The organism is Metabacillus fastidiosus NBRC 101226, assembly GCF_001591625.1.
GTDB classification, from domain to species: Bacteria; Bacillota; Bacilli; order Bacillales; family Bacillaceae; genus Metabacillus; species Metabacillus fastidiosus.
This window is the reverse complement of record NZ_BCVG01000052.1, coordinates 1-21,415: the sequence shown is the minus strand read 5'-3', so window position 1 is coordinate 21,415 and position 21,415 is coordinate 1. Positions and strand designations below refer to the sequence as shown.

Below are 21,415 nucleotides of genomic sequence, written 5' to 3'. Positions count from 1 at the left end.
TAATATAAGGAGTCGATTAAAAATGAGTAAAAAAGCATTAATTAATGTTGATTATACAATTGATTTTGTGACAGGTGCTCTTCCGTGTGGTGAGCCTGCGATTGCGATTGAGGAAGAAATTTCACAGTTAACAGAAAAATTTATAAAAGACGGCGACTTTGTCGTCCTTGCGATTGATCTACATAAAGAAAATGATGAGCTTCATCCGGAAAGCAAGCTTTTTCCACCTCATAATATTGAAGGGACAGACGGAAGAAATCTTTACGGGAAGCTAGAGGAAGTGTACCGCAAATATGACGAACAAGAAAATGTGTACTGGATGGATAAAACGAGATATTCCGCTTTTGCAGGGACAAATTTAGAAATTAAATTAAGGGAACGAGGGATTACAGAAGTACATTTAGTCGGTGTTTGTACGGATATTTGTGTACTCCACACAGCAGTGGATGCTTATAATAAAGGATTTAACATCGTTGTTCATTCAAAAGCTGTCGCAAGCTTTAATGAAGCAGGACATCTTTGGGCATTAGAGCATTTTAAACATACGCTCGGTGCGACTGTAGTATAAAAAGGAGGATTATATATGGAACGATATACAGATGATAGTTTAGCGCTTCATACCGATGCGTATCAAATAAATATGGTGGAAACATACTGGCATGACAACATTCACAATAAAAGAGCAGTTTTTGAGTTATATTTCAGAAAGCTTCCGTTCGGCAACGGATTCGGTGTTTTTGCAGGACTGGAAAGAATTATTGAATATGTGAAAGCTTTTCATTTTACAAATAGTGATCTTGAGTATCTTCGTGAGGAATACGGGTATGAAGAAGAATTTTTAGCTTTTTTAAAAGAGCTCCGGTTTACAGGTACAATCCGCTCGATGAAAGAAGGCGAGCTCGTTTTTGGAAATGAAGCGATTTTACAGGTGGAATCAACACTTGCGGAAGCACAATTAATTGAAACAGCATTGCTGAACATTGTGAATTACCAAACATTGATTGCCACGAAAGCAGCGAGAATTAAGCGCGTGATCGGCGATGAACCTGCGCTGGAGTTTGGTACGAGACGTGCTCAGGAAATGGATGCGGCAATTTGGGGAACAAGAGCGGCTTTCATCGGCGGATTTGAAGCGACAAGTAACTTGCGTGCAGGGAAAAAGTTCGGAATCCCTGTTTCAGGCACACATGCACATTCTATGGTCCAAACGTATAAAAGTGATTACGTGGCAATGAAGAAATATGCGGAAAGCTGTGTAAGAAGAAAAAACAAAGTGTTTCTTCCTTTAGTTGATACGTACAATACGTTAAAATCAGGTGTACCGGCAGCGATTAAGGTAGCGAAGGAATATGAAGGAAAATTAGAGTTCTCAGGAATCAGGCTTGATAGCGGGGACATGGCTTACTTATCTATTAAGGCAAGAAAAATGTTAGATGAAGCAGGGTTTACAAATACTAAAATTGTTGCTTCTAATGACTTAGATGAGTATACAATTCTCAATCTTAAAGCTCAAGGTGCTAAAATTGATATTTGGGGAATCGGAACGAAGTTAATTACGGCATTTGAACAGCCGGCGTTAGGGGCAGTTTATAAATTAGTTGCGATTGAAGATGAGAACGGAAATATGGCCGATACGATTAAAATAAGCGGTAATCCGGAAAAAGTAACGACACCGGGACTTAAAAAGGTTTACCGAATTTTAAATAGGGAAAATAACCGTGCTGAAGGGGATTATATCGTTTTAGCGACGGAAAACCCGGAAAAAGAGAAAAAGATAAAAATGTTCCATCCAACACATACGTTTATCAACAAGCTTGTTACTAATTTTGAAGCGAGAAATCTTCACCATCCTATCTTTGTCGATGGAAAGCTCGTGTATGAGCTGCCTGGCATTATTGAAATTCAAAACAATGTGAAGGCGAATATGGAAATGCTTTGGGATGAATATAAGAGATCATTGAATCCTGAAGAGTATCCGGTCGATTTAAGTAAAAAATGTTGGGATAATAAGATGCGGGAAATTGAAAAAGTAATGCAAAGCGTAGAAGAGATGAAATAAAAAAGCGAAGGTGAGGGGTAAAATCATGGATGAATTACAAAAGAAAATCGTTGAGGAAATGAAAGTAAAGCCTGTTATCGATGTGCAGGAAGAAATTAGAAAAACGATTGATTTCTTAAAAAGCTATTTAAAGAAGCATCCCTTTTTAGAAGGTTTCGTTCTCGGAATTTCAGGCGGACAGGACTCCACACTGGCGGGGAAATTGGCGCAGCTTGCGATTGATGAAATGAATGAGGAAAAAGAGGGAAGAACATATCAGTTTATTGCAGTGAGGCTCCCATATGGTGTTCAAGGGGATGAGGATGACTGCCAGGATGTACTAAGGTTTATCCAGCCGACGAAAACATACAGAGTAAACATAAAAGCAGCTGTTGATGCAAGTATTCAGGCACTTAAAGATGTCGGTATCGAATTAACGGATTTCGTAAAAGGAAATGAAAAAGCGAGAGAGCGAATGAAAGTACAGTACAGCATTGCGGCGATGAACAAATGTGCAGTAATTGGGACAGACCATTCAGCAGAGAGCATTACCGGTTTTTATACGAAATTCGGTGATGGCGGCGCTGATCTCGTTCCGCTCTTCCGTCTTAATAAAAGACAGGGGAGACAGCTTCTACAGGAGCTTGGATGCCCGGAACATCTTTATAAAAAAGAGCCCACAGCAGATTTAGAAGAGGATAAACCGCAGCTTCCAGATGAAGATGCTTTAGGTGTAACATATGATGAAATTGATGATTATTTAGAAGGAAAACAAGTCAATGACAAGGCAAAAGTCACAATTGAAGGTCATTATATAAGATCACAGCATAAACGTCATCTGCCAATTACTATTTTTGATGACTTTTGGAAATAAGCTGACGAGACGAGGCAATTTAGCCTCGTTTTTTTGTGGAATTAAGATATTATTAAGAAAAGATTCGCTTTTTCTTTAAAAACATTCGTTATATTGGATATAAAACATATGGACTAGGAGTTTAGACGCAGATGAAGAAGAGAATATTTACATTTTTCAGCATCATTTTAATTGCAATAACATGTATCATCTTTTTAAATATGGGAGAAAAAGAAGCGGGCTTTCGTGAAGTGAAAGAAAATGTCTACAGGAAGATAGATACTATAGAAAAGCCGTCAGTTATGTTGGACGTAGAAGTTACGGGAAAGAATGCGATTTTATTGGACAAGGATACAGGGAGGATACTATTCTCAAAAAATGGAGAAGAGAAAATTTATCCCGCTAGTACGACGAAAATTATGACTGCATTAATTGCTTTAGAAAATGGAAATTTAAATGATTACATAACGGTTGGTAATGAAGTTGCACTAAAATTGGAAGGGGAAAGTACGGCCTATTTAATAGAAGGCCAGGTTCTGACCCTTGAAGAGCTGTTATCAGGACTATTATTGCAGTCAGGTAATGATGCAGCAAGAACAATTGCTATTCATACTGCAAAAATGGTTGGAAAGAATGAGAATTTTTCAAATGAAGAAGCTTTATCTTATTTTGCGGGGTTAATGAATAAAAAAGCAGCAGAAATTGGAGCAAATGATACACATTTCGTCAATCCAAGCGGCTTGCATGATCCTAATCACTATACAACTGCTTTGGATATGACACTTATTACGAAAGAAGCGATGAAAAAGGAACAGTTTCAGCAATTAGTAAGCCGGGAGACCTACAGTGACGAGAAAGTCACTTATCATAATACGAATAGGCTGTTAAAGCAAAATGACCCGTTTTATTTTGAAGGGGCGAACGGAATAAAGACAGGTTTTACAACCGAAGCAGGAAGATGCTTAATTTCTTCCGTGAGCAGGGATGGAAGAAATCTCCTTTCCTTCGTCTTTCATTCAACAGGAGAGGGAGTTTATTCTGATACGATTGCTTTATTCAATGCCGGATTAGGGTTGAATTAGTAAGCTTTCTTCTCTAGTAAAATCGAAAACTTGCCATTTTTCGACGAAGATAGTAGAATTTTAATAAATTAATAGTTTTAACGGGGGCCTGTGGAAGCAAGCTGAGAGTACGACTATTCCGTCGTAGACCGATTGAACCTGTTGGGTAATGCCAGCGTAGGGAAGTGGAAATAGTTTATTTTAAGCACTTTGCTATATTGGCAAGGTGCTTTTATTTTTTTATGAAAGGTGCGGAAGAATGACACATCAAGAAGTAGTTGACAGATGTTTGCAGTTTATAAATAGTGCCGATCATTCAGATGAAGCATTTAATGAACATGCGTTATTTTTATTTGAATATCAATATAGGAACAATCCCCCATATCAGATGTACTGCAGGCAAAAAGGGAAAACGATAAGAACGGTAAAATCATATAAAGATATTCCAGCCGTACCGATTAATGCTTTTAAGGAGCTGACATTAAGCTGCGAGCCGACAGAAGATATGGAAGGAATATTTATGACGAGCGGAACGACGCAGAAAATAAAAGGAAAACATTATCATCCGACATTAGCTGTTTATGATGCATCAATGTTAGCAAACTTTAAAGAGCGCTTTATGGGAGAAACAGCGAAAATAAAGATGGGGATTCTTTTTCCTAATGAAGAGGAAATGCCTAATTCTTCTTTAGCACATTATTTAGCCCTCGCTTTTTCACATTTCGGTACAGAGGAAAGTGCATATTTTGTTGATACAGATGGGCTTCACGCTGATCGTTTAATAACAGAGCTTGAAAATGCGGAAGCTTCGAATGAACCGTATGCCCTGCTTGGTGCTTCTTTTAGTTTCGTTCATTTATTTGAACATCTTGATAAACAAAATAAGCGCTTCAAATTGCCGGAAGGAAGTAAGATTCTCGATACTGGCGGATTTAAAAATCAATCAAGAGAACTACCGCTTGATAAATTTTATGAGCAGCTGGCTAATTATTTAGGTGTGAATTGCTCAGATTGTATCAATATGTACGGAATGACGGAGCTTAGTACACAGTTTTACGATTCAGGAAATGAAGTGATCCCTTCTGTTAAATCAGGACCGCACTGGATTCGTACGAGAGTTGTAAATCCGCTCACAGGTGTTGAAGTGGAGAAAGGGAAACGCGGTGTGCTCGTTCATTGTGATTTAGCAAGCTTTAATTCAGTGACAACGATATTAACCGAGGACTTAGGTGTAGAAAAAGACGAAGGTTTTTTACTCCTTGGAAGGGTCCAGGGCGCTGAGGCAAAAGGCTGCTCGATTGCAGTCGATGAATTTATTAAAGCGGCTAAAGGAAGCTTGTAATGGATGTAATCGCAGGCTATATACCAAATATAGATGAGGAATTGGATACACATATTTTAACGTTCGAAAATAAAGGTGAGAAATTAAATATTCATATGCCGCTTCTAACAGCTGAACAATTAATAAAAGTGTCAGAAAAAATAAAAAATAACAGCGGGTTATTAAAATCTTTTTCTGTTATAGAACTCGTCAGCATTATTGATCAGACGGTTGCTGCATTTCTTGACAGGTCTAATCCTTATCGTAAAAAAGCGGAGGAACTTCTGCCGGTTATAACAGGTTATGACAAAGAAATGATCAGAACGGGACTGACGTCATATTTAAAAACATTTCGAAAGCAAGAGCTGCAAAGATTTTTAGTGGAGGATTTTCAAAATCCATTGCTGCTTGATGATTTTCAGCCGAGAACAAAAACGGGATATTCAAAAGCGGTCGGTCCGGATCTGATTACACATATTTGGGCTGGAAATGTGCCCGGACTTCCAATTTGGAGCCTTATATCTGGCATTCTTGTAAAATCGGGAAATATCGGAAAAGTATCAAGATCAGAACCTTTATTTGCCAGTTTATTCGTTCAGCAATTAATAGAAATAGAGCCAAGATTAAAAGATTGTCTTGCTGTCTGCTGGTGGAGAGGCGGAGATGAAGAGAAGGAGAAGGCTCTTTTCCATCAATCAGATGTTGTTGTTGGATATGGGGGAAATGAGTCTTTAGAATCTCTTCGAACAAAAATACCCTTTTCTACAAGATTTCTGCCTTACGGGCATAAAATCAGCTTCGGCATCATATCGAGCTCCAGCCTTGATTCGAATAAAGGAGAGAAAACTGCACATGCTGCCGCATATGATGTCATCCGTTATGATCAGCAGGGCTGTTATTCTCCGCAAGCTTTCTATGTACAGCGGGGAGGGAATATTACTCCGAAGCAGTTTGCAAGAATGCTTGGACGGGAGCTGGAAAGCTATGAGAATCGTTATCCGAGAAGGAGCCTGTCACTTGAAGAAACAGCAAATATTGCTTCCTGGCGCCAAAAAGAAGAGTTTCACACTTTCTCCAATCAGGAGAATGAGGTAATCGGAGAAACTTCTCATAATTGGACCGTTGTCTATGAGGATGAAAACAAAGAATTAAGCCCAAGCAGCTTAAATCGGACGATAAAGGTCATTGCTTTTGATGAATACAGCGAGCTCATTCCTTATTTGCGAAAAAACCGGAGCTTTTTGCAAACAGCGGGAGTAGCTCTTACACCTGAAGAGCTTTTTCACACAGCGAAACTGCTCTCATCAGCGGGTGTAACGAGAATAACAGCTCTCGGGCATATGACATCACCAGAAGCCGGCTGGCATCATGATGGCCGTTTTAACTTGCTTGATTTAGTAAACTTCGTAGATATTGAAAATTATGCAAAAGAGTATTCGGAAAACTTTGCACCTTATACAGATTAGGAGTGACATATGGGTTTTTTAGTAATAGATGATGTATCGTACAGCTACAAAGATGCGGAAAATATTTTACGAAACATCGATTTAACAATAGAACAAAAAGAGATTCATTGTCTCGTAGGAAGAAGCGGCTGCGGAAAAACCACATTATTAAAGCTTGCATCAGGTCTTCTCGCACCTGCCCGGGGCAATATTTATATGAAAGAAAGCAAAGTATTGAAGCCTTCTTCTGAAGTGGGATTTGTATTCCAGGCACCGACATTGCTTGAATGGAAATCGGTTCTTGATAATATTCTTCTTCCGATTTCATTGAAGCGGAAAATAACAGAAGCGGACCGCACCCGGGCTGTTCACTTATTAGAAATGATGGGCCTGGAGTCATATGGTGATTATTATCCGACAGAATTATCCGGGGGGCAGCAAAGCCGGATTGCAATTGCAAGAGCGCTTATTAAAAAACCGTCCATGCTGTTTTTAGACGAACCGTTTGCTGCTCTTGATGCAATTACCCGTGAAGAGCTGCAAGATGATTTAGTGAAGCTTTGCCAAATGGAGGATATTTCTGTTTTATTCATTACACATGATCTTGCTGAAGCGATTTATCTGGGTGACCGTGTTTCTGTTATGGAGCGGGGAGAAATAGTGTACAGATTAGATGTCCCTTTACAAAGACCCCGTATTGGTGAGCTGAGATATGATCCTGTGTTCAATGAATTATGTTTAAAAGTAAAGTCGGTTATGAGTGGGGAAAGCTCATGAAAAATGCCAAACTTATTTCGTTTTTATTATTTATTATGCTTCTTGTAGGATGGGAAGCGATCGCAAAAACGATGTCAGAGCTCGTGCTGCCTGCTCCGTCTGTCATCTTTATGACACTATATGAAGGGATGCTTGACGGTTATTTTCTGCCACATATTATAAGAACCCTTTCCGAAGTTTTATTAGGTCTTATTTTAGGGAGCTTATTCGGATTTATCGTTGGTATTTTAATGGGAGAAATTACTTTTTTGAGAAAGCTTTTATTCCCATATGTTATTGCCAGCCAGGCAGTTCCAAAATTAGCGCTGGCCCCGTTATTTATTTTATGGTTCGGCTTTGGAATGACATCAAAAGTCGTTATAACAGCATTGATTTGCTTTTTCCCGCTGCTTGAAAATACAGTAACAGCGATCCAGTTTACAGACAGGCAGAAAATCGAGCTGTTCCGTGTACTCGATGCGACTCGTTTTCAGACGCTTATCCGTTTGAAAATTCCAGCAGGTCTCCCGAGTATTATGGCCGGATTCCGTGTCGCAGTTGTTATGTCGGTTGTCGGTGCTGTCGTTGGGGAATTTATTGGTGGAAGCGAAGGACTGGGAGCGATGATTATTGCATCACAGGGAATGATGGATACCCCGCTTATGTTCGCTATTTTAACATTGTTAACAGTAATTGGAATGGGGTTGTACCAGCTCGTTCTTCTTATAGAGAAAAAACTTTTAAAGCGATATACGAAGGAGAAATTATTGTGAAGAAAAAATTGTCTTTATTGCTAAGCGTCATCATTTGCATGCTTGTATTAGCAGCATGCGCCGGACAGTCATCAGAGCCGGAAGATAAGAAGGAAGTACAAAATAAAAAAGAAAAAGTACGAGTGGCGAACTGGAGCCAGTTAATTAGTGAACAGACGAATTTATTAGTAGACGAAGAGAAGAAATTTTTTACAAATGAAGGTCTGTCTGTTGAAGTCATTCCAGGTGCCGGCGGCGGGGATGCGATTAAAAATATTTTAACTGGGAAGGCAGATATCGCGTTTACAGATCCAGGTTCTCTTTTCTCTGCACTTAACAAAGGAGAAAAATTAAAAGTTATTTATAATATTTACCCGCAAAATGTGTTTAATGTCGTTTCACTTAAAGAGAGCAATATTAATAAGCCTGAAGATTTAAAAGGAAAGAAAATCGGAGTGTACAGTCTTGCAAGCGGTACGAGACAAAATTTATTAGTTCTCTTGCATCAGGCCGGTTTAACTGAAAAAGATGTAACAATAGTAGAAACAGGTCTTTTAAATTTTGCACCGCTAATGCAGGGACAGGTAGATGCGACAGCGGCTACAGATACAGGTCTTTATTTAGGAAAACAAAAAGGTCTTGGTGAAGTAAATGTAATGGAAGTAAAAGATTCACTGAACTTCCCGAGCGACTTTTTCGTTGTGACAGAAGAGACATATGAAAAGAAACAAGACTTATTAAAATCATTTTTAGCAGGCTATGAAAAAAGTGCAAGCTGGATGATTGAACATCCAGAAGAAGCAGCTGATCTTGCAGTGAAGCATGCGATTGACGGAAAAGATAAAGAAAACAATCTTGAAATTATTAAATTACGAAATGCTTCAAGCGTTTCTGAATTGACAGATGAAAAAGGTCTTGGCTTTTTTGATATGAACAATATTCAAGAAGCAGCTGACTTATATAAAAAACTTGGTCTTATTGAAAAAGAATTAAATATGTCAGAAATCATTACAGAAGAATTAGTGCCGAAAAAGCAGTAATTCAGGTGAAGAGCTTCACTTTGATGCTCTTTCTCTTTTTTGTATAAGTAGTGGGGATGGATGATAAATGGATTTTAAAGGGAAAACCGTTTTAATTACCGGGTCAAGCCGGGGGATAGGTGCCTCGATTGCCCGTGCCTTCGCAAAAGAAGGAGCAACTATTATTATCAACTATGTTCAAAATGAAAAAGCAGCGGCTGAAGTTGCAGCTGATTGTATCGCTTTAGGTGGTGATGCATGGCATATTTGTGCTGATGTAACAGATGAAGGCGCAGTAAAGAACATGGTTACTGAGATTTTATTAGAGACGGGTACGATTGATATCGTTGTGAATAATGCATTTAAGCCATATGTATTCAGTCCTGAACAAAGGAAGCTCGCATGGGAATTGAGCTGGGAAGATTATGAGGAACAGCTTCATGGGGCGGTAAAATCAGCTCATCATGTATGCCAGGCTGTTCTTCCCGCGATGCAAAAGAAAAATAGCGGCAGTATTATAAATATTGTAAGCAATTTAGCAGCGTTTCCGATCGTGCCTTATCATGAATATACGACTGCGAAATCAGCTCTTATCGGCTACAGCCGTAATTTAGCAAAAGAACTTGGAGCCTTTGGAATAAGGGTGAATTGTGTAGCACCTGGGCTTGTGTATCCGACTTCGGCAAGTGAGCTGACGAAGGAAGAGACGAAAGAAATGATCATTTCCCAGACACCTTTAAAGAGAATTGCGAATCCTGATGATGTAGCGGGTCCTGTCCTCTTTTTAGCATCGGACTGGAGCCGTTTTATGACAGGACAGACTCTTTATGTTGACGGCGGTTTAGTAATGAAATAATGAGAGAATAGGAGAATAAATAATGAGTGTATACAAAGCATTAACAATTGCAGGTTCAGACAGTGGTGGGGGCGCAGGAATCCAGGCTGATTTAAAAACATTCCAGGAGCTTGATGTATTCGGAATGACTGCAATCACAGCAGTAACAGCACAAAATACTTTAGGTGTTCATGGGGTATATCCGCTTCCGGTAGAAGGAATTGTGAAACAAATTGCTGCGATTGGAACAGATCTCGGGACAGATGCGATTAAAACTGGTATGCTTTTTAGCAGTGAAATTATTCAGGCTGTCTCAGAACAGATTAAATTTTTCAAATGGAAAAATATTATCGTAGACCCTGTTATGATTGCTAAAGGCGGTGCAGCGCTCCTGCAAGATGAAGCAGTGCAGGCATTAAAAAGCTATCTCATTCCGCTTTCACTCGTTATTACACCGAATATCCCGGAAGCAGAGGTGCTGACTGGCATTACGATTAAATCGATGGATGACAGAAAAGAAGCAGCGAAACGTCTCCATGAGTTCGGCGCGAAAAATGTAGTTGTAAAAGGCGGGCATGATGATTCAAGTGATACATTAGTCGATCTTTTATATGATGGAGCAGAATTTTATTATTTCACATCTAATCGGATTGATACGAAAAATACGCATGGTACAGGCTGCACATTTGCTGCGGCATTAACAGCTGAAATTGCAAAAGGGAATAATGTACAAGATGCTGTACAAACAGCACAGAACTTCATTCATGAAGCGATTAAAAATGATTTAAAACTCGGTAATGGTCATGGACCGACGAATCATTGGGCATACAAGAAGCAAAAAGTAATATTGTAAGAAAGGATGTTTCCTAATTTGAGTAAGACAGAAGAACTTCGTCATTCATTGAAATTATATTTCATTATGGGCAGTCAGAACTGCGAAAAAGACCCTTCTGATGTATTGCGCGAGGCAATTGCAGGCGGAATTACGATGTTTCAATTCCGCGAGAAAGGACCCGATGCAAAGCAGGGGGAAGAAAGAGTAGAATTTGCGAGAGAGCTGCAAAAAATTTGTAAAGAGCATAATATTCCATTTATCGTAAACGATGATGTACAATTAGCGGTACAGATAGATGCTGATGGTGTTCATATCGGACAAGATGATGAAAATGCCCATATTGCAAGGGAAAAGCTTAAAGGGAAAATACTTGGTGTATCAGCACATAATTTAGAGGAAGTAAAAGAAGCGATAAAAAATGGTGCCGACTATGTTGGAATGGGGCCTGTTTATCCTACGAAGACGAAAAAAGATGCACTTGCTGTTCAAGGTACGGATATTATAAAGGAAGTTAGAAACAGCCGTATCGATATTCCGATCGTTGGAATTGGCGGAATTACAGCATCTACTGCTGGAAATGTAATAGAGAGCGGTGCTGACGGTGTTTCTATTATTTCAGCTATCAGTCAGGCTGATTCACCGCTGGAGGCGGCAAAGCAGTTAAGAAAAGCAATATTTGGATGATTGCAGGGGGGACTTTATATAAATAAAAGTCCTCTTTTTCCGTAAATCTTATTATTCTAATGTAGGAAAAGAAAGTGCTAGAATCCAGGCTGTTTTATTATATTCAAGAGAATTTTGAATTTTTCGTAAAAGGTATTGTCTTTTTATTCATGGAAGTTATAAAATAGATAATATAAATCATTATTTACCATACTATTATTAAGTTTGTTAAATTTTTTCTTATTCGATGGGAATGTTATTTTAATATACTCATCTAAAAATATTTGATTAGGGGAAATCGTCATGACTACAATTGATATTCAATTAAGTGCAACTAGAAAGGAAAAACCGAAAGAAGATCAGTTGGCATTTGGAAGAAATTTTACTGATCATATGTTCATTATGGACTACAGTACAGAAAAAGGCTGGTATGACCCAAGAATTGTGCCATATGCCCCAATCTCATTAGATCCGTCAACAATGGTTTTCCATTACGGACAAACTGTTTTTGAAGGCTTAAAAGCTTATAGAACAAAAGACGACCAAATTCTTTTATTCAGACCCGAAAAAAATATGGAAAGAATGAATCTTTCTAATGAACGTATATGTATTCCACACATCGACGGTGAGATCGTTATTGAAGGGTTGAAAAAATTAATCCAGGTTGATCGTGATTGGGTTCCTACTGCGGAAGGAACATCATTATATATCCGTCCGTTTGTTATTCCAACAGAGCCTTTCTTAGGTGTTGCACCTGCAACTCAATACCGTTTTATGATCATTATGTCACCAGTAGGTTCTTATTATAAAGAAGGTATTCAACCGGTTAGAATATTCGTTGAAAATGAATATGTACGTGCTGTAGCCGGTGGTACTGGAACGGCTAAAACAGGCGGTAACTACGCAGCAAGCTTAAAAGCGCAGGAAGAAGCAACAAAAAGAGGCTATACACAAGTATTGTGGTTAGATGGTGTAGAGAAGAAGTATGTAGAAGAAGTAGGAAGTATGAACGTTTTCTTTAAAATTAAAGGAGAGGTTGTTACACCTCAGTTAAACGGCAGTATTTTAGAAGGTATTACAAGAAATTCTATTTTACAGCTTTTAAGACATTGGGATATCCCAGTATCTGAGCGCAGAATTTCAATGGACGAAATTCGTGAAGCATATGACAAAGGCGAGCTTGAAGAAGCTTTTGGAACTGGAACGGCTGCAGTTATTTCACCGATTGGTGAATTTTTATATGAAGAAAAGCAAATTCTAATTAACGAGGGCAAAACAGGAGAATTATCTAAGAAACTTTATGATACATTAACTGGTATCCAAAATGGTACTTTAAAAGATGAGTTTGGCTGGACTGTAACAGTAGAAAATGAAAAAGTTTTAAGTAAATAAAATAGAACGAAACCCCTCAAATAGAATCACTGATTTTGAGGGGTATTCCTGTTTAAAATAAGGAGAATAACATGGAAAATAATAAATTTTGCAAAGAATCATTTGTCGTAAAAACGAGCACTGTATTACCTTCTGATACGAACAATCATGGCACATTATTTGGTGGAAAGCTAATGGCATACATTGATGATGTCGCGGCAATTTCTGCAAGAAGACATGCGCGTTCACATGTTGTTACAGCATCTACAGATTCTGTTGATTTTCTTCATCCGATTTTTGAGGGGAATTCTGTTTGTTTAGAATCATTTGTTACATATACCGGAAGAACCTCTATGGAAGTATTTGTGAAAGTTATAGCCGAGGACATGATAAAAGGAGTGCGTAATGTATGTGCACTTTCCTTCTTAACGATGGTTGCGGTTGATGAAAATAACAGACCTGTTCCTGTTCCAGATATTGTACCTCAAAGTGAAGTAGAGAAAATGCTTTTTGAATCTGCGAAAAGCCGTTCAGAAATGCGCAAAAAAAGAAAAGCGGAAAACGAAAAACTGGCAGAAAGCTTTTCAACTGATTTTCCGTGGGCATAATGATATAATCCTGTCTATTTTGTCATGACTGCTACTGGCATTGAATATCCTGCTTAATGAGATAGTAAATTAGAAAGTGGGGGAATCAATGCCAAGTTATACATATGAAGTGAAAGTTTCGGCACCGATCCATTCTGTTTGGAGCTTTGTAAGTGATATAAATAATTGGGCGCCGCTCGTACCCGGTTATATCGAACATGAAATTTTGGACGATAAGGCATCTACCTGGAAATTCAAGGCGGATATGGGAATTATAAAAAAGAAAGTCCATTTGCGGGTTGATATTACGAATTGGATGGAGCCAAGTGAGGTAACGTTCAATCTTACCGGCATAAATGAAAAGTTTTCCGGAGAGGGCTACTTTAAAGCGAGACAGCTTCAAAACTCACAAACGATTATGACCGGCTATCTAAGTATAACTGCTGAAGGTACAATGGCTAAAATGGTGAACTCTATGCTGAAAACGAGTCTGCCTGAAATGACAATGGAATTGACAGAAGCGGTAGCAAAGAAAATAGAAGAAATGCAATAAGTTTAAAGGTGATAACGATAGAATGTTATCACCTTTTTTGGTATAATATGAAAGCTTGTAAGCGTTAACTGAAATAGGCGAGAGAAATGAAAACATATGATAGTTGTGTTAGAAGGGCTAGTTTTTATGAATTATTTGGAATGAAAAGAAAAGCAATTAAAGTGATGAAAGAAGCTGTAGATCGGCCATTTTCAAAGTTAAAAATAGGAAGCGGCTATATTTATATCGGCTTAATGTATCGAAAGCTGAAAGAACTAAACCTGGCGAATGAAAATTTTGAGTCAGCGCTTAGCTTGTGCAAAGATGAACAGTATCCATACAGTCCTAATTTTAAGATAATAATAAAATCTTTCGTTGAAAATAATGAATCAGAAAAAGCTTTAAAGTGGCTGAACGACCTGATTGAACGAGAAAGCTACGATAGAAAATTTTCAAAACTGAAGAAAATGAAATTAGATTAGAGTGCTGTTCTTAAGAAAGATCGCTCATATAACGGAGCTTACATTGTTTCATGATTAATATAGAATCATTATGATTACATAGATTTTACTAGATTAAAAGGAGATGTTTATTTGAAACATTTTTTCTCGTCCACGCAATGGACTTTTTTTATTTTAGCAAATATCGTCGTCATTCCGGTATCTATCGGTTTTGCGTTCGGTTTATCACAAACGGAAATTGCCTACTTGCTGCAAAGAACATTTTTTGTTGTCGGCTTTACTTCGCTTCTTCAAGGATTTTTTGGACATAAGCTTCCTTTAAATGAAAGTCCGGCTGGCTTATGGTGGAGTGTATTCCTAATTTATGCGGGCTTTGCTGCAACAGGAGCGAAAAGTGCTGATATCGTGTTACGCAGTTTAGAGATGGGAATTTTAATGAGTGGAATTTTATTTCTTCTGTTAAGTACTTTTAAATTAATGGATCAAATAAAGAAATTATTTACACCTCTCGTAACGGGGACTTATTTGATTTTACTCGTCACCCAGCTGAGCGGCCCCTTTATGAAAGGCATTTTCGGAATCGGCTATTTATCTAAAGGTTTTGACGGAGCTGTTGCTGTTTGTGCAATCATTACTTTAATTTTTTCTGTTGTACTCGCAAAAAGCCGTTTTAAGCTTTTAAGCAGCTACTCTGTTTTAATAAGTCTTGCATTCGGCTGGATTTTGTTCGCTATAGTGGGAATTACTAAGCCGCTTTCACTCCAAGTGAATGAATGGATTTCATTTGCAAAGCCTTTTGAATGGGGTACACCTGTTTTTGATATCGGCATTATGCTTACATCCCTGTTTACATCTTTTTTATTATTAACGAATTTAGTGGCAAGTGCAGATGTTGTAGCGAAAGTGACAGAGCGAAAAGAAAAGGTAAACTACAATCGTGCAGGTTTTGTAATGGGGATTAATCATATAATTGCAAGCTGCTTTTCAACAGTCGGCGCTGTTCCGATTGCCGGGGTGGCAGGTTTTATTTCAACGACAAAAATAAAAGAAAAGCTTCCTTTCCTAATCGGCAGCACTGTTATTATGGTAATGAGCTTTTTCCCTATTATTATGGCATTTTTTGCTTCTATTCCGGTACCTGTCGGCTATGCAACATTATTTCTATCGATTTCAAGTTTAATTGGGATAGGTCTTAGAGAATATACACATATTTTTAAGAAGGAGCATGCAGTATCCATTGCTTGTCTATCTTTAATGGCAGGTTTCGGAACGATGTTTATACCAGCCGAAGCTTTAGCTGGTCTGCCTGATGGATTAACATCTATTTTAAATAACGGCCTTATTGTCGGTATTTTTATTTGTATTCTATTGGAACAAACTTTAAGAGAAAAGCAAGTGAGTCCTAGTGTAGAGAAATCTCTATAAGGAAGTCTATTTTTATTTACTTCTACTCTATTTCTCGGTAATCTTGTATTAGTAACACATTTGTATGAAAAGAGGGAAAATAATGATTAAAGCAGTTTTCTTTGATCTTGATGATACTTTATTATGGGATCAAAAAAGTGTAAAAGATGCTTTTGAAGCAACTTGTAAGGCAGCACAGGAAAAATATAATGTGGATCCTGAACAATTAGAAGAAGCGGTGCGAAATGCAGCACGTGACCTTTATGCTTCATATGAAACATATGATTTTACACAAATGATTGGAATCAATCCTTTTGAAGGACTGTGGGGCAATTTTTTAGATGAGGAAGACAACTTCCGAAAAATGAAAGAAATCGTTCCTACATATCGTAAAGAAGCATGGACGAAAGGACTTGCAGCTCTTGGTATTGATGATCTTGAATTCGGTCATGAACTGGCAGAGCGTTTCCCTGCTGAAAGAAGAAACAGCCCACATGTGTACGAAGAATCATTCCAAGTATTAGATGTGTTAAAAGAGAAATACAAGCTGCTGCTACTTACGAATGGTTCACCAGATTTACAAAATACGAAGCTTGAAATTACACCTGAGCTCGTACCATACTTTGATCAAATCGTTATTTCTGGTGCATTTGGCCGAGGTAAACCGGATCCGACTATTTTTGAACATGCCTTATCATTAATGGACCTTACAAAAGATGAAGTAATTATGGTCGGTGATAATTTAATGACAGATATTTTAGGTGCTTCAAGAGTCGGCATTAAATCTGTTTGGATTAACCGTCATGAAAAAGAGGGAAATGAAGTGATCCCGACTTATGAAATTAAACATTTAGAAGAGCTTTATCCGATTTTAGATTCATTAAATAAGGAATAAGAAGAGAAGGGGATGTCCAGAAAGTCATTGAAAGCTGACTTTCTGTGATAGTCCCTTTTTTGTTAAGGAGGTGGAAAGTTTGCGTAACCAACAGTGGAGTAAAGTAAAGAAAAAGTTAGACAGTTTCATATGTGAAAGCTTGAGAAATCGGGTTCAGTTTACTGTAACAAATTACCGGAAGGCCCATGACCAATTGGGAAGAGCTTTTATAACTGTTGATAAAAAAGAAATCTTGAATATGTGTACGATAACATCTAATAGAGAAATGTACTGGAAAGAAATCGAAATAAGAAATGCAAAAAGTATAGAGTACGATGTGTATAATAGGAAGGAAAATTATCAAATAGGGATACAGGCACATGAAATGATTAAAGCGGAAGGGATTTTTGCACAGTATGACTTTTTCGATGCAGTGGAACAATATTTTCATTTACCAATAGAAAAGGCATTGAAATCAGATGATATGGTTATTAAGATTCTTTCTTTGATGGATAGAAGGGTAGGAAAGAGAACTTTACAAGGAATGAGAGAATCAATGGAAAATGAAAAGGAAATAATTCAGTATTTTTATAACTTGCGATATGAAGCAGATGTGAAAAAAGAGGCTGTCATATAAACAGCCTCCTTGCGTATTATTTCCACTTAATATTGCAGCCTAAGCTCGGTTTTTGAACGTCTGAAACAGGTTCATTATGTAATAAAGCATCTAATGCAGCACGGATTGATTCCCCGGTCACCGGTTTTTCATTTCCTGGTCTTGAGTCATCTAATTGTCCGCGGTATACACATTTTAAATCGCCATCGAAAATATAAAAATCAGGAGTACAAGCGGCATCATATGCTTTTGCTACTTCTTGAGTTTCATCATACAGATATGGGAATGGATAGCCAAGCTCTTCTGCTGTCTTTTTCATATTTTCAGGTGAATCATCAGGGTAATTTTCCACATCGTTTGAGCTTATTGCAATAAATGAAATTCCTTTCGGCTGATAATTATTTGCTAGACGGATAAGTTCATCATCGACATGCTTGACGAATGGGCAATGATTACAAATGAACATAATAACAGTTGCTGTATCTGATTTTATATCTTGTAAGCTTACAGTCTCACCATTTACCGTATTTAATAAATTGAAATTCGGAGCAGTAGAACCTAATGGAAACATTTTTGATTCTGTTCTTGCCATCTCTCATTCATCCCTTTCCTTTTTTATCTATTATAACCTATCTTTTAAAACAATAGAAAAAAGACGCCTTATAAAAAGACGTCTTTTTTGCGTATTGAGGCGATTAACAGCACCCCACATTGTGCTTAAAGCGTTAATCGACTTACACAATTCAGCTCATCGCTTTGTTATTGTAGCATATTCGACGGAAAAATAAAAGGATATTATGAAATGAAACTTTTTCATTGGCTTTTCGTAATAGGTAATAAAAGAGAATGATAGTTAGGGGGAGATCTGTTGTTTTTAACAGCTGATATTCAAGAAGCGGGGTATTCAGAGGATGCTATCATATTAAAAGATATCCGGTTTGCAATTTCCCGAGGAGAATTAGTTGGTTTAATCGGTCCGAACGGTGCCGGGAAAAGTACGACGATTAAAGCAATTTTAGGCATTTTAAATTATATGAAAGGAGAGATCGAGGCAAGAGAGTATTCATATATACCGGAACGCCCCGTTTTCTATGAGCGCATAACATTGTGGGAACATATCGATTTTCTGTTATCAACATTAGAAACGGATAAAAAGGAATTTTATGAAAGAGCGAATGGATTACTTAAAACTTTTCAATTATCCCATGTTATTCACCATTTTCCTGAAAGCTTCTCAAAGGGGATGCAGCAAAAAGTGATGCTTATTTTAGCATTATTAAAAAAGCCTGATGTATATATTATTGATGAACCGTTCATCGGACTTGATCCACGGGCAGTAAAAGAATTACTGCAAATGCTTCATAAGGAAAAAGAAAACGGGGCAGGCATATTAATGTCCACACATGTGCTTGATACTGCTGAAAAAATATGTGACCGGTTTATTTTAATTTCAAATGGAAAACTTGTTTCCAGCGGGACAATGGATGATATACGAAAAGACAGCGGGTTACTAAATGGATCCTTATTTGATTGTTTCGACGTTTTAACCACGGGTGAGAACAATGACGGGTAGACAGTTATTTAACAAAAGATTAATAGAAGGATTAAGATTTCAGTCGGGCATTGTCCGTTCTGTTGTCGACTGGACAATTGCTTTGTATATAGTTATACCAGGTTTAGTTGCGGCAGTAATGATTTATAAAGAAGCCTGGCAAAATATTTCTCTTTACTGGCATGGAGATCTGCCATTTTCTCTTTTACTAGTTCTTGTTTTCTTATTTTCGCTTAGTAGTAATTTCCGTACATATATAATGGAAGCCGATCTGCTTTATGTAATACAGAGGGAAAAACTTCTTTACGGATTAAAACTTCATGCTTTTATTTTTTCTATTATGCTGACGATGTTTCAAGTGATCATTCTTTTTATTTGCATACTGCCAATACTTATGAAAGCTTATCATCTGTGGTTAATAGAAGTATTATTTTTGTACATAGCTGTCTTTTGTTTTAGGTTGTCTTTGATGACTTTGAAAAAAATATTACATCAGAATGTCTATAAATGGACGTTATTTCCCCTTGTTTCTATCATTTTTATCTTATTTATTTTAAATTTACCCTATGTTATATACGGCATTGGAAGTGTAATCACTATTTTCTGTATCGTTTATTTTCATATGAAACAGTTAAGAAAAACAAACCGGTGGTTCTTAAAAGAATTAGAGATAGAGGACAGGGAGAGAGTCAGATACATTCAGCTCATTATGAATTTTTCTGTAGAGATAGAGAAAGCGCCAAACAGATTAAGAAAAACACCGTTTATTTTTCCGAAATCAAAAAGGCTTTTCGCTGACGATAATCCTAAAATTCGATTATTGGAACTGTTGCTTAAATCATTTTTAAGGAATAAAGCGAGTGTTTTTGCGTATTTGCAAATAACGATGATCACATTTTTCGCGATAATTATAGTGCCGATTTTATTGAAATGGATTATCTTCATCTGTTCCATCTTTTTTATTCATTATTGGCTGTATCATTTATATAGGAAAATGTTAGATAGTCCATTTTTTGTTATTGTTCCAATTGATGAGAAATATTCAGCATGGTCTCATTTTAGAATGTATCTTTTATTTCCGCCTGTCATTGTATTTGCTATAATAGTTATTTTTATAACAATCAGATTTATTTTTGTATAAAAATGTTATAAATGTAATAAAATTATATTTTGGTAAAGCTTTATTCTTATCGTTTAAATAGTAAATTTATAAGATAATTAGTGTAAATTTAGGCAGATATGTAAAACAAATCTATGGTTCCTCCGATATAAGTAATGTATATAGAAAGAGGGGGTTCCTAGATGAGATTTACTATTGCAAAAAAATTAACCTTGTTTAATTTAATTTTGCTTATTTTCATGGTTTTAGTTGGTCTGTTCGGAATAAACGGAATGGTTAAAATTAATCAAGTAAATAAGAAATTAGATGACACTTGGATTCCGGTTATTCAGGAGACACATAGTATTACTTATAACTTTATGAGATTAGCGATGCTGCAGTCTGATTTACTAATGGCTGGAAATGATGAACAAAAAGCTGCCATAAAGAAAGAAATGGGAGAAGTAGTAGAAGGATTAAAGAAAGATGTAGAAGAATTCAAAACTATTTCTACAGGAAGTGAGCATGAGGCGGCGTTCCAGAAAGTGGAAACGATGTTCAATCAATATATAGGTGTTCATGAGAACATGATGGCTGCCTATGAAAAGAATAATCAACAGGAAACGACGACATATTATCAACAAACAAGAGATTTATTCTGGCCTGTTAACAATGAACTATATGCACTCGTTTTATTAAACAATGAAAATATGAACGAGACAAGCAGCGGAAGCATGACTGCTTTTAAAGCTGGAACGACACAGACATATGTAATGATCGGTATTTCAATTGTACTAAGTGTATTAGCTATTTTTTATTTAATAAAATTAATTGCAAAACCAGTGCGTCAATTAAGTGAAGTTGCCGAAGATGTGGCGAATGGAAATCTTGTTCAAAATGTAAAAATGAAATCTGATGATGAAATCGGAGATCTTGCGAAATCCATTCAAGCAATGTGTATGAATCTTCAAACACTTATTTCTAATATAAATAAGGAGTCACAGGAGGTTTCTTCTTTTGCCCATGAATTTACTGTATCCGCAAGTGAAGTTACAGATGGCGGAGAGCAGATTGCGATTACAATGGGTGAATTGGCAAAAGGAGCAGAAGAACAGGCGAGCAGTACGACGTCGCTTTCTGGGATGATGAAAGAATTCTCTTCTTCGATTCAACGATCAAGTGAGAACGGGGAAGAATTAAACGAAGAAGCGAAAGAAATTAGAGAACTGACAGATAACGGCTTTAATGAAATGGAACAGACGAAAGAACAAATAGAAGATATCAATAAAGTTGTTCAAGAGTCTGTGGAAAAAGTGATGAGATTAGACCGCAACTATCAAG

General features: G+C 37.2%; 23 protein-coding genes. 22 read left to right on the top strand and 1 reads right to left on the bottom strand.

The window, feature by feature from the left end; genetic code table 11:
* Positions 1-22 precede the first annotated feature (22 nt).
* The 19 genes from BFA01S_RS13015 (at position 23) to BFA01S_RS12925 (ending at position 17,444) form a co-directional block, all read left to right on the top strand.
* Entirely contained in the window at positions 23-568 is a 546-nt protein-coding gene (locus BFA01S_RS13015) for a cysteine hydrolase family protein (RefSeq protein ID WP_066231059.1), read from the top strand.
* A 15-nt stretch (positions 569-583) separates the two neighbouring features.
* Positions 584-2,059 (top strand): nicotinate phosphoribosyltransferase, encoded by a 1,476-nt coding sequence (locus BFA01S_RS13010; protein WP_066231057.1) that lies wholly within the window; start codon positions 584-586, stop codon positions 2,057-2,059.
* Positions 2,060-2,084: 25 nt separating this feature from the next.
* Entirely contained in the window at positions 2,085-2,912 is an 828-nt protein-coding gene (gene nadE / locus BFA01S_RS13005) for an NAD(+) synthase (protein WP_066231054.1), read from the top strand.
* A gap of 131 nt (positions 2,913-3,043) precedes the next feature.
* A complete protein-coding gene (locus BFA01S_RS13000) occupies positions 3,044-3,973 on the top strand; it encodes a D-alanyl-D-alanine carboxypeptidase family protein (protein ID WP_066231051.1) in 930 nt (309 codons plus the stop codon).
* A gap of 238 nt (positions 3,974-4,211) precedes the next feature.
* Positions 4,212-5,294 carry a LuxE/PaaK family acyltransferase gene (locus BFA01S_RS12995; RefSeq protein ID WP_066231047.1) on the top strand — a complete coding sequence of 361 codons (1,083 nt, stop codon included), beginning with the start codon at positions 4,212-4,214 and terminating at the stop codon, positions 5,292-5,294.
* Entirely contained in the window at positions 5,294-6,739 is a 1,446-nt protein-coding gene (locus tag BFA01S_RS12990; protein WP_066231044.1) for an acyl-CoA reductase, read from the top strand. The genes BFA01S_RS12995 and BFA01S_RS12990 overlap by 1 nt, the downstream gene beginning before the upstream one ends.
* 9 nt (positions 6,740-6,748) lie before the next feature.
* Complete coding sequence (locus tag BFA01S_RS12985; protein ID WP_066231042.1) at positions 6,749-7,495, top strand: ABC transporter ATP-binding protein; 747 nt, start codon at positions 6,749-6,751, stop codon at positions 7,493-7,495.
* Positions 7,492-8,247, top strand: a complete 756-nt coding sequence (locus BFA01S_RS12980) for an ABC transporter permease (protein WP_066231040.1) — start codon at positions 7,492-7,494, stop codon at positions 8,245-8,247. The genes BFA01S_RS12985 and BFA01S_RS12980 overlap by 4 nt, the downstream gene beginning before the upstream one ends.
* A complete protein-coding gene (locus BFA01S_RS12975; RefSeq protein WP_066231037.1) occupies positions 8,244-9,266 on the top strand; it encodes an ABC transporter substrate-binding protein in 1,023 nt (340 codons plus the stop codon). The genes BFA01S_RS12980 and BFA01S_RS12975 overlap by 4 nt, the downstream gene beginning before the upstream one ends.
* A gap of 67 nt (positions 9,267-9,333) precedes the next feature.
* Positions 9,334-10,101, top strand: a complete 768-nt coding sequence (locus BFA01S_RS12970; RefSeq protein ID WP_066231034.1) for an SDR family oxidoreductase — start codon at positions 9,334-9,336, stop codon at positions 10,099-10,101.
* Between the two features lie 22 nt (positions 10,102-10,123).
* Entirely contained in the window at positions 10,124-10,933 is an 810-nt protein-coding gene (thiD, locus tag BFA01S_RS12965) for a bifunctional hydroxymethylpyrimidine kinase/phosphomethylpyrimidine kinase (RefSeq protein ID WP_066231031.1), read from the top strand.
* Positions 10,934-10,951: 18 nt separating this feature from the next.
* Positions 10,952-11,599: a thiamine phosphate synthase gene (thiE, locus tag BFA01S_RS12960; RefSeq protein ID WP_268874865.1), complete on the top strand. Its 648-nt coding sequence runs from the start codon at positions 10,952-10,954 to the stop codon at positions 11,597-11,599.
* A gap of 282 nt (positions 11,600-11,881) precedes the next feature.
* Positions 11,882-12,970 (top strand): branched-chain amino acid aminotransferase, encoded by a 1,089-nt coding sequence (locus BFA01S_RS12955; RefSeq protein WP_066231025.1) that lies wholly within the window; start codon positions 11,882-11,884, stop codon positions 12,968-12,970.
* Positions 12,971-13,041: 71 nt separating this feature from the next.
* The gene (locus tag BFA01S_RS12950; protein ID WP_066231023.1) at positions 13,042-13,557 is read left to right on the top strand and encodes an acyl-CoA thioesterase; all 516 of its coding nucleotides are present in this window, start codon (positions 13,042-13,044) and stop codon (positions 13,555-13,557) included.
* Positions 13,558-13,645: 88 nt separating this feature from the next.
* On the top strand, positions 13,646-14,089 hold the full coding sequence (locus BFA01S_RS12945) for an SRPBCC family protein (RefSeq protein ID WP_066231019.1): 444 nt from the start codon (positions 13,646-13,648) through the stop codon (positions 14,087-14,089).
* Between the two features lie 86 nt (positions 14,090-14,175).
* Positions 14,176-14,550, top strand: coding sequence for a hypothetical protein (locus BFA01S_RS12940; RefSeq protein ID WP_066231017.1), 375 nt, complete (start codon positions 14,176-14,178; stop codon positions 14,548-14,550).
* Positions 14,551-14,661: 111 nt separating this feature from the next.
* On the top strand, positions 14,662-15,954 hold the full coding sequence (locus BFA01S_RS12935) for a purine/pyrimidine permease (protein ID WP_066231014.1): 1,293 nt from the start codon (positions 14,662-14,664) through the stop codon (positions 15,952-15,954).
* A gap of 82 nt (positions 15,955-16,036) precedes the next feature.
* The gene (locus BFA01S_RS12930; RefSeq protein ID WP_066231012.1) at positions 16,037-16,828 is read left to right on the top strand and encodes an HAD family hydrolase; all 792 of its coding nucleotides are present in this window, start codon (positions 16,037-16,039) and stop codon (positions 16,826-16,828) included.
* A 79-nt stretch (positions 16,829-16,907) separates the two neighbouring features.
* Positions 16,908-17,444 (top strand): SF0329 family protein, encoded by a 537-nt coding sequence (locus BFA01S_RS12925; protein ID WP_066231010.1) that lies wholly within the window; start codon positions 16,908-16,910, stop codon positions 17,442-17,444.
* A gap of 16 nt (positions 17,445-17,460) precedes the next feature.
* Here BFA01S_RS12925 and BFA01S_RS12920 read toward each other — a convergent pair whose 3' ends face one another.
* Complete coding sequence (locus BFA01S_RS12920) at positions 17,461-18,015, bottom strand: thioredoxin family protein (protein WP_066231007.1); 555 nt, start codon at positions 18,013-18,015, stop codon at positions 17,461-17,463.
* A gap of 276 nt (positions 18,016-18,291) precedes the next feature.
* Between BFA01S_RS12920 and BFA01S_RS12915 the strand changes: the two genes are divergently transcribed.
* The 3 genes from BFA01S_RS12915 to BFA01S_RS12905 form a co-directional block, all read left to right on the top strand.
* Positions 18,292-18,996, top strand: a complete 705-nt coding sequence (locus tag BFA01S_RS12915) for an ABC transporter ATP-binding protein (RefSeq protein ID WP_066231005.1) — start codon at positions 18,292-18,294, stop codon at positions 18,994-18,996.
* Positions 18,986-20,116: an ABC transporter permease gene (locus BFA01S_RS12910; RefSeq protein ID WP_066231003.1), complete on the top strand. Its 1,131-nt coding sequence runs from the start codon at positions 18,986-18,988 to the stop codon at positions 20,114-20,116. The genes BFA01S_RS12915 and BFA01S_RS12910 overlap by 11 nt, the downstream gene beginning before the upstream one ends.
* Before the next feature lie 161 nt (positions 20,117-20,277).
* The coding region (locus tag BFA01S_RS12905) for a methyl-accepting chemotaxis protein (RefSeq protein WP_156483674.1) at positions 20,278-21,415 on the top strand (1,138 nt) is incomplete at its 3' end.